Source organism: Testudinibacter aquarius (genome assembly GCF_004342725.1).
Taxonomy (GTDB): Bacteria; Pseudomonadota; Gammaproteobacteria; order Enterobacterales; family Pasteurellaceae; genus Chelonobacter; species Chelonobacter aquarius.
Window position 1 is genome coordinate 55,460 of sequence record NZ_SMCP01000015.1, and the last position, 8,893, is coordinate 64,352.

Genomic DNA, 8,893 nt, shown 5'->3' on the forward strand with positions numbered 1-8,893 from the left:
AACAGCATGGCACTGATTCATTACGATCCGCCGAGTGAGCCTTGGCTGGAAATTGTTTATCAGGATAACTATCTGGCGGCGATCAACAAGCCGAGCGGCTTGCTGTCGGTACCGGGTAACCGCCCGGAATATCTCGACAGCGCCACTACTCGAGTGCGGCAAAAGTTCGGCTTTGCCGAAGCAGTGCACCGTTTGGACATGGCAACCAGTGGCATTATCCTGTTTGCGTTAAGCAAAAAAGCCGAGCAGGAACTGAAGCGCCAGTTTCGTGATCGTGAAACCAAAAAGCACTATCAGGCATTGGTGTGGGGGCACCCTGACGCCGACGACGGATTTATCAACCTGCCGCTGATTTGCGACTGGGAAAATCGTCCACGCCAGAAAATTTGTTATCAAAACGGCAAAAGAGCGGTCACCCATTACCAAGTGCTGCAACGCTATCCAAACAACACTGCCCGTGTGCGTCTGACCCCGATTACTGGACGTTCGCACCAACTGCGGGTGCACATGTTGGCGCTCGGACATCCGATTTTGGGCGACAAGTTCTACGCCCACCCCGCCGCCAAAGCCCTGGCGCCACGGTTGTGCCTGCATGCCGAATCCTTGACCGTGACCCACCCGATCAGCGGTGAGCCGATAACCTTTGCGGTTGAAGCTGAGTTTTAGTTCCGCAAAGCGGGTAAAATTGGCTGAAATTATACTCAACTTGTATAATTATACATTGTGAGTATAATTTAGTATAATTTTATCCAGCCGGGGGGATTTATGCTGATTCGAGATCCACTTTATTTTCACCGCACCACATTGGCGGAAACGCTGTTAGCCAACTTTAAATCGGGTATTTTTCATGCACTTACGCTTTTTGCACCGCGCCGAATGGGAAAAACTCAGTTTTTGCTGAATGATGTTGCCCCGCTAGCAGAGGCGCAAGGTTTCAGCGTGTTTTATCACAGTTTTATGGACAGCGATAATGACTTTCGTGCTTCTCTACAACTGTTTTCTGAAAATAAAAACAATAAGGTGAAAGGTTGGTTTTCTCAAATCAAAGGTATTTCGATTGCCGGCAGTGGCGTTGAGCTGGACAAGCAAACGGCGGCTGAGCCGATCAGTCAAATTATCGCGCGTTTGGCAGATGAGAAAAAACCGACTTTATTACTGCTCGATGAAATTCAAGAATTGGCGCGCGGTGTGAATAATAGCAATGTGGTCGGTTCGTTACGAACAGGGCTGGATTTATATCGCGATAAAATTAAAGTGATTTTTACCGGCTCATCTACCAATGATTTGCGCGTGATGTTTAATAACGGCAAAGCCCCGTTTTTTCACTTTTCGCATCAAATTGATTTTCCGCCGTTGGGGCGTGATTTTTCCGATTTTTTAGCGGATATTTACCAGCAGAGAACAGAAGTATTCATCGACAAAACCGCACTTTATCAAATTTTTCTACGTCTGAACCAAACACCAATGTACTTGCGTCAGATCATTGAGCGGATGATCATTAATCCCGCATTAACGCTTGAACAAGCCACTGAAATTCAGCTGACTCAAAGCGGCACAGGTGCCGATTACCACAAAGTGTGGCAAGCATTGACGGCATTGGATCGGCAGTTATTGTTGGCAGTAGCTCAGGGGGAAACCGCACTTTATAGCGAACGTAACCGGCATGAACTTGCAAGTAGATTAGGCGTGGCAGAGGTGAAAACCTCATCGATTCAGGGCAGCGTACGTAAGTTAGAAAATCGTGAATTACTGACCAGAGATACTAAAAATAAGCAGTCTATCAATGAAAGTGCATTTAAAACATGGATTTTAGATCAATCGGTTAGTCAAAATTAGCTGAAATTATACTTGGATCGTATAATTATACTTTCTTCGTATAATTTTCGCTAAAATCAAAGAAAAGTGCGGCTTTGCTTGAAGCAACCGCACTTTCGCCGAAAAAATATTTCCCTAGACGAAAATCCTGTTATAATTCCGCTGTATAAATAAACAGTATTCAGCAGGCAAATATGGAATTTTCAGAACTTTTAGACGGTTTAAACGACAAACAACGGCAGGCGGTGGCGGCGCCGTTAGGCAATTATCTGGTACTTGCCGGGGCGGGCAGCGGCAAAACTCGGGTGCTGACCCACCGGATTGCCTGGTTGGTCGGGGTGGAAAATGTGCCGGAGTCGCATATTCTGGCGGTGACTTTTACCAACAAAGCCGCTGCCGAAATGCGCCAACGGATCACCGCTACTTTGCAGCGCGATAACGCCCAACCGTTATTCGGCATGTGGATCGGCACGTTTCACAGTATTGCCAACCGCTTGTTGCGTGCGCATTATCCTGATGCCAATCTGCCGCAAGATTTTCAGATTTTGGATTCGGAAGACCAAGTGCGGTTGCTGAAACGCTTACTGAAACTGCACAACTACGATGAAAAAAACTTTCCGCCGAAACAAGCTTGTTGGTACATTAATAATAAAAAAGACAACGGATTACGACCACATCAAATCGATGATCATGATGACCGCAGTGAGCGTGAGTGGATTCGGATTTACCAGATTTATCAAGACGCTTGCGATCGCGCCGGCTTGGTGGATTTTGCCGAAATGCTGCTCAGAGCCTATGAGCTGTGGCTGAAAAAGCCGCTGATTTTGCAACGTTACCAACAACGTTTTCAGCATATTTTGGTCGATGAATTTCAAGATACCAACAATATCCAATATGCGTGGATCAAACTGCTTGCCGGAGAGCACGGCAAGGTGATGATTGTCGGCGACGACGATCAGTCAATCTATGGCTGGCGTGGCGCAAAAATCGAAAATATTCAGCGCTTTTTGCAGGATTATCCCAACGCCGAAACCATTCGCTTGGAACAAAATTACCGCTCAACCGGCAATATCTTGCAAGCAGCAAACCAATTGATCGCCAATAACAGCGACCGCTTAGGCAAAAATTTGTGGACTGAAGGCGCACAAGGCGAACCGGTCGGGATCTATTGTGCTTTTAATGAGTTGGACGAAGCCCGTTTTGTGGTGGCACAAATTCAGCAGTGGCAGGAAAATGGCGGTCAATATAGCGATTGTGCGGTGTTGTATCGCAGCAACAGCCAATCGCGGGTGTTGGAAGAGGCGTTGCTGCAAGCGCAGATTCCATATCGCATCTACGGCGGAATGCGCTTTTTTGAACGGCAGGAGATCAAAGATGCGTTGGCGTATCTACGCCTGATTGCCAACCGCAATGACGATGCCGCTTTTGAGCGGGTGGTGAACACTCCGCCACGCGGCATTGGCGACCGCACTTTGGATACCTTGCGCCAGCTCACCAGAGAGCGGCAGATCACCTTGTGGCAAGCCACCAATTTGGCAATTCAGGAGAATAAACTGGCAGGGCGTGCAGCCACTGCTTTATTGCGTTTTATGGAATTGATCAACGCCCTGGAGCAGGACAGCAATGAAATGCCGCTGTTCGGGCAGACCGATTTTGTGATTAAACATTCCGGTTTGTACCAAATGTACCAGCAGGAGAAAGGCGAGAAAGGTGAAGTGCGGATCGAAAACTTGGAAGAGCTGGTCTCTGCCACTCGTGAATTTATCAAGCCTGACGAAGCTGATGACATGAGCGATTTGACAGCCTTTCTCACCCACGCTTCGCTGGAAGCCGGCGAAGGACAGGCAGATCAGCATCAGCCGAGCGTGGAGATGATGACGTTACACTCGGCTAAAGGGCTGGAGTTTCCGCGCGTGTTTCTTGTCGGGGTGGAAGAGGGGATTTTCCCCAGCCGCATGGCGTTGGAAGAGAGCGGTCGCTTGGAAGAGGAACGGCGTTTGGCATATGTCGGCATCACCCGTGCCAAACAGCAACTCACCATCAGCCACGCCGAAAGCCGTCGCTTATACGGCAAGGAAGAACGCCATGTGGTTTCACGTTTTGTCACGGAACTGCCGCCGGAGTGTATCCGTGAAATCCGCCTACGCGGCACGGTCACCCGCACTTTTAGCCAGTCTTCGAATGCAAGTGCGCTCAGCCATTCAGGAATTAATCTGCTTAACCAAAGCCAATGGAAAATGGGGCAGAAAGTTAGTCACCCGAAATTCGGCAACGGCACGATTATCAACGTCGAAGGCAGCGACAATAACACCCGCCTCCAAATCGCTTTTCAAAATCAAGGAATTAAATGGCTGATTGCGCATTTGGCGAAGTTGGAGAAAATATAAATAAATATCGTATTAGATTATTTAAAATGTTTGTTTGATGAATAAGATTCAAATGCCCTTGCCGTTTGTTCAAAACGGCTGTTTTCATCACGCAGTAAACTTTCGGCTTGCAGACCCAGTTGGCGGCAGAGGTTGCTGACGCTGAACAGCAATTCTGCCAGCGGTTTGGCTGCGTGATCTTGATTGGCGGCGACCGCACTTTTGATTGCTGCCAGTTGTTGTTCGGCTTGGGCGATAGTTTGTGCAACGGTAGTGGGTTGATAACCCAATTTCTTGGCACGTTTTTGCAATTTTTCAGAGCGCAGTAGTGCAGGCAGTGCATGCGGAACATCGTCTAACAATGAAGTCTGTTGTTTATTCAAGCGCTCTTGTTGTTTTTTGCTTTCCCAATTGGTTAACGCTTCTGCGGCGCTGTTTGCCGATTTATCGCCGAAAACGTGTGGATGGCGGTGGATCAGCTTGTTGCTTAAGGTTGCGACCACCGTATTAAAATCAAAATGCTGATCCTCTTTTGCCAACTGGCTGAGAAACACCACTTGCAGCAACAGATCGCCCAGCTCTTCTTGTAGGGCACTGAAATCTTCGGTTTTTAACGCTTCGACTACTTCATAGCTCTCTTCCAACACGCAAGGAATCATTGTTTGATAAGTCTGTTCCAAGTCCCAAGGGCAGCCGCCTTGCGGATTACGCAGTTGTGCCATAATGTCGAGTAATTGTTGAATCGGAGCAGTCATTGGGTTTCCTTATGTGAGACAAAAGTACGGTTTTGCTTTGAGTATAGCGTATCAGTATAACGCATGAAAAAACCGATTTCATTGCTGAAATCGGTTTTTTGTGTTGCTAACTATTTCGTTAGGATCGCTTGCTTCGGGCGATTATTTTGAACCCGGAATGCTGAAACGTTTGTTGAAACGCTCTACGCGACCACCGGTGTCAACTACACGTTGTTTACCGGTATAGAACGGGTGGCACACGCCACAGACGTCCAGATTGATATCGTGACCGGTTGTAGAACCGGTCTTGATGACATTACCGCAAGAACAAGTTGCCGTAATTTCTTTATATTCAGGATGGATACCTTTTTTCATGGAAAACCTCAGTATGAAGCCATATCGCTATCGGGAGCGTGCCCGACACCATATGTAGTTAATAATATGCGCAATGCGCAGGTGTTTTAAAGACGGCGGATTATACAGCATAACCTGCGGTTAAGCAATAGTCGCCAAGTTTTTGTAGCCGCACTGGTTTTATCAGCGGTGCGGTATATTAGGAAATCCGCTATAATGCGTTTTTTCCCAATCGGTGAGAGTATGATGCGTCTGGTCCGCGTTGCGTTGGCAATGCCTTTAATGCACTATTTCGACTATTTAATTGAGCCTTCCGCTGCGCTAGACATCGGCAGTCGTGTTGTGGTGCCGTTCGGGCGGCAAAAGCGGATTGCAATTGTGGTTGAATTTCCAGCGCAAAGCGATGTGGCGCCACAACAACTGAAGCGAATTATCAGTGTGCTAGATGCAACCTCGGTATTTAGTGACGAATTGTATGCACTGTTAAAATGGTCGGCGGGTTACTATCAAACCGGGTTAGGCGAAGTGTTGTTTCAGGCATTGCCGGTCAAATTGCGTCAAGGAGAAACCGCACAAAGTGCGGTTGATGCGGTTTGGAAAATTTTGCCACAGGGGAAAATCGCCTTGGCGCAAGGCGAATTAACACGAGCCAAAAAGCAGCAGCAAGCACTGCAACAACTGGCTGAAGCGGCTGAAAACGGCGTTTTACAGCGAGAAGCAGAATTTAGTCGTGCGATTTATAAAGCGTTGCTTGAAAAAAAATGGATTGCCGAGCAGCATTTGTTTGCTCAGCCTGAAGTTTGGCAAACCGCACTTCAACAACATAACTGGTTGAATCAGCAGGATAAACTGCGTTTGAATAAACAGCAGGCGCTGGCAGTCAGCGCAGTTTGTGTCAGTCACGGTTTTCAATGTTGGCTGCTGGACGGTGTCACCGGTTCGGGTAAAACTGAGGTCTATCTGCATCTGATGGAACATGTGTTGCAGCAAGGCAAACAGGTGTTGTTGTTGATTCCTGAAATCGGTTTGACACCGCAAATTGTGCGCCATGTAGAAAACCGTTTTAAGCTGCCGATCGATGTATTGCACTCTAATTTAACCGATTCTCAGCGGTTACTGGCGTGGCAACGTGCTAAGAGTGGAGAAAGTGCGGTAGTCATTGGCACTCGGTCTGCCTTGTTTACCCAATTTCAGGATTTGGGATTGATTATTCTCGACGAGGAACACGATTTATCTTATAAACAGCAGGATTCAGGTTGGCGGCATCATGCCCGAGATTTAGCAGTAATGCGGGCGAAAAACAACCATATTCCGCTGGTTTTAGGCAGTGCCACGCCGAGCTTGGAGAGTTTGGCAAATGTGGCTAGCGGTAAATATCGTCACTTGGTGCTGAATCAACGGGCGATGAACAGTGCAGTGCTGAACCATAAGCTGCTGGATCTTAAAAAACAACGGGTTGATCGTGGGCTTTCGGAACAGTTGATTGCGTTAATGCAGCAGCATTTATCCAAAGGCAACCAAGTGATGCTGTTTCTTAATCGGCGTGGATTTGCTCCGATTCTACTGTGCCATGAATGCGGTTGGATTGCACAATGTGAACAGTGCGATCGCCCTTTCACCTATCATAAAAAAAATAATATTTTAAGTTGCCATCATTGCGATCGAAAAACCAAAGTACCGCGACAGTGTGCCGTGTGCGGTTCTACCCATTTGGTGACTTCCGGAATGGGAACCGAGCAGTTAGAAGCGGTGCTGGCAGAAAAATTTCCGGATTACGGTATTGCCCGGATTGATCGCGATAGCACTGCACGTAAAGGTGCTTTGGAAGCGAGCTTAGCGCAAATAACAACTAAACAGAGCCGAATTCTGATCGGGACACAAATGTTAGCGAAAGGCCATCATTTTCCTGATGTAACCTTGGTGGCAATGGTGAATATTGACGGGGCATTATTTTCACAAGATTTCCGCAGTGAAGAGCGGTTGGCACAGCTGTATGTGCAAGTAGCGGGTCGTGCTGGGCGAGGAAGCAAAAGCGGTGAAGTTGTGCTGCAAACCCATTTTCCACAGCATCCGTTGTTACAAACATTACTGACACAGGGTTATAGCGCATTTGCACAACAGGCTTTGCAATTACGCCAAACAATGGGGCTGCCGCCTTTTTCGGCACAGGCATTATTTCGTGCCAAAAGTAAAAGCAATGAAAGTGCGGTCGAATATTTAACCGCACTTGCTGCTTTCTTCGATGATTTTTGCCGAAAAAATGCGATTCAAGGCTTGCAGCTATTGGGACCGATTGAAGCGTTGCAAACGAAAAAAGCCGGGCAATATCAGTGGCATTTATTATTACAACATTCGTCAAGAGCAGTGTTGCAGCATTGCCTGGCTCAATTTTCACTGCGACGCCATGAGCTGAATTTAAATCGGTACACGCGTTGTATTTTAGATGTCGATCCGCAAGATTTTAACTAGAAAACAGGATAATCACGATAGATGCTAGGCTTTTGCTGACTTTTTCAGTAAAATCTCGCTTTATTTACGATAAACGCTAATTTAGATAAGGTAATTTGAGTGGTTCAACGTGACTATGCTACTCGTGGCAGAGCAAAACCAAAGAAAAAAACAAATCGGGTAAACAAGGGATTGTTGCTGGTGATTGCCGCGGCTATAGTTGCTGTGTTTGCAGCGGGATTATATTTATTAAAAGAGAAATCAATCGAAAACGGTATTGTTGCCAATCCCGAAAAAGTTGAAGAGAACAATAAGCCGAAAAGCACTCTGCCTAGCCGTCCGGAGGAAGTGTGGAGTTATATCCGTGATTTGGAAACGCGTGAAATTCCGGTTGATAACAGTCAGAAAAGTTTAGATAAAGTACAAAATCTGACAGAAGAGCAGAAACGAATTTTGCAGCTGCTGGAACGGGATGCCCAAGTAACTGAGGTGGCAAAAGTGGATAAGAGTGCAGGAGCTCAAGCGAGTGCTGCAACGCCACAACAAGCTACAGCACAACGAGATGCAGCAGTTAATCCAGTTACACCAACGGAAAAAACAAAAACACAGCCGATAGCGAAAGCCACTGAAAAAACAGCTGAAATTGTTCAGGCTAAATCGCAAACTAAGCCACAAACAGAGAAGAATAGCACGGCAAAAACACCAAGTACGACCACGGCAACAACGACAGCAAAATTTGGATTACAATGTGGTGCATTTAAAAATCGGCAGCAAGCAGAAAACTTGCAGGCTAAGCTAGTTATGGCTGGTTTTGATGCAAGAATTTCCAGCAGCGCAAACTGGAACCGAATTTTTATCGGACCATTGGGTGATCGCGCCACTGCTAATAGTGGCTTGCAAAAAGCGAAAAGTGTTGCAGAATGTGTCGTTATCGGCATGTAAATAATTTTTTTGGATAAAAAAAGATCAACTGATAAAGATTCGGATCTTTTTATAAAAAAAGTATTGACTTAATTTTTGGGTGCAGTATTATGTGCCTCCTTTCCACGGGGAACTAGATAAGTGAACTGTTGAAATTTGTTCTTTAACAATATATCAGACAATCTGTGTGGGCACTTGTGCAAGACATTGGTGAAGTCTTACTGAGTTTCAGTGGGACGTAAAAAATAAACTAAA

General features: G+C 46.5%; 7 protein-coding genes. 5 read left to right on the forward strand and 2 right to left on the reverse strand.

Going from position 1 to position 8,893, the window contains the following annotated elements:
• Positions 1-6: 6 nt before the first annotated feature.
• The 3 genes from rluA (at position 7) to uvrD (ending at position 4,202) form a co-directional block, all read left to right on the forward strand.
• Entirely contained in the window at positions 7-666 is a 660-nt protein-coding gene (rluA, locus tag EDC16_RS12145; protein WP_132968122.1) for a bifunctional tRNA pseudouridine(32) synthase/23S rRNA pseudouridine(746) synthase RluA, read from the forward strand.
• A 99-nt stretch (positions 667-765) separates the two neighbouring features.
• Positions 766-1,836 (forward strand): ATP-binding protein, encoded by a 1,071-nt coding sequence (locus tag EDC16_RS12150; protein ID WP_132968123.1) that lies wholly within the window; start codon positions 766-768, stop codon positions 1,834-1,836.
• Between the two features lie 173 nt (positions 1,837-2,009).
• Positions 2,010-4,202 carry a DNA helicase II gene (gene uvrD, locus EDC16_RS12155; protein WP_132968124.1) on the forward strand — a complete coding sequence of 731 codons (2,193 nt, stop codon included), beginning with the start codon at positions 2,010-2,012 and terminating at the stop codon, positions 4,200-4,202.
• A 17-nt stretch (positions 4,203-4,219) separates the two neighbouring features.
• Here uvrD and mazG read toward each other — a convergent pair whose 3' ends face one another.
• Together mazG and rpmE are read right to left on the reverse strand one after the other, a co-directional pair.
• Positions 4,220-4,936, reverse strand: a complete 717-nt coding sequence (gene mazG / locus EDC16_RS12160) for a nucleoside triphosphate pyrophosphohydrolase (protein WP_132968125.1) — start codon at positions 4,934-4,936, stop codon at positions 4,220-4,222.
• A gap of 141 nt (positions 4,937-5,077) precedes the next feature.
• The gene (gene rpmE / locus EDC16_RS12165) at positions 5,078-5,290 is read right to left on the reverse strand and encodes a 50S ribosomal protein L31 (protein WP_132968126.1); all 213 of its coding nucleotides are present in this window, start codon (positions 5,288-5,290) and stop codon (positions 5,078-5,080) included.
• Positions 5,291-5,515: 225 nt separating this feature from the next.
• Here rpmE and priA point away from each other — a divergent pair, with 225 nt between their 5' ends.
• Both priA and ftsN read left to right on the forward strand, forming a co-directional pair.
• Entirely contained in the window at positions 5,516-7,738 is a 2,223-nt protein-coding gene (gene priA, locus EDC16_RS12170) for a primosomal protein N' (protein WP_132968129.1), read from the forward strand.
• A 99-nt stretch (positions 7,739-7,837) separates the two neighbouring features.
• Positions 7,838-8,659 (forward strand): cell division protein FtsN, encoded by an 822-nt coding sequence (ftsN, locus tag EDC16_RS12175; protein WP_132968127.1) that lies wholly within the window; start codon positions 7,838-7,840, stop codon positions 8,657-8,659.
• The last annotated feature ends 234 nt before the right edge of the window (positions 8,660-8,893 follow it).

Bases quoted from the DNA above. Each gene is read 5' to 3' on its own strand.
- rluA (WP_132968122.1), top strand. From the start codon at position 7: ATGGCACTGATTCATTACGATCCGCCGAGTGAGCCTTGGCTGGAAATT.
- EDC16_RS12150 (WP_132968123.1), top strand. From the start codon at position 766: ATGCTGATTCGAGATCCACTTTATTTTCACCGCACCACATTGGCGGAA.
- uvrD (WP_132968124.1), top strand. From the start codon at position 2,010: ATGGAATTTTCAGAACTTTTAGACGGTTTAAACGACAAACAACGGCAG.
- mazG (WP_132968125.1), bottom strand. From the start codon at position 4,936: ATGACTGCTCCGATTCAACAATTACTCGACATTATGGCACAACTGCGT.
- rpmE (WP_132968126.1), bottom strand. From the start codon at position 5,290: ATGAAAAAAGGTATCCATCCTGAATATAAAGAAATTACGGCAACTTGT.
- priA (WP_132968129.1), top strand. From the start codon at position 5,516: ATGCGTCTGGTCCGCGTTGCGTTGGCAATGCCTTTAATGCACTATTTC.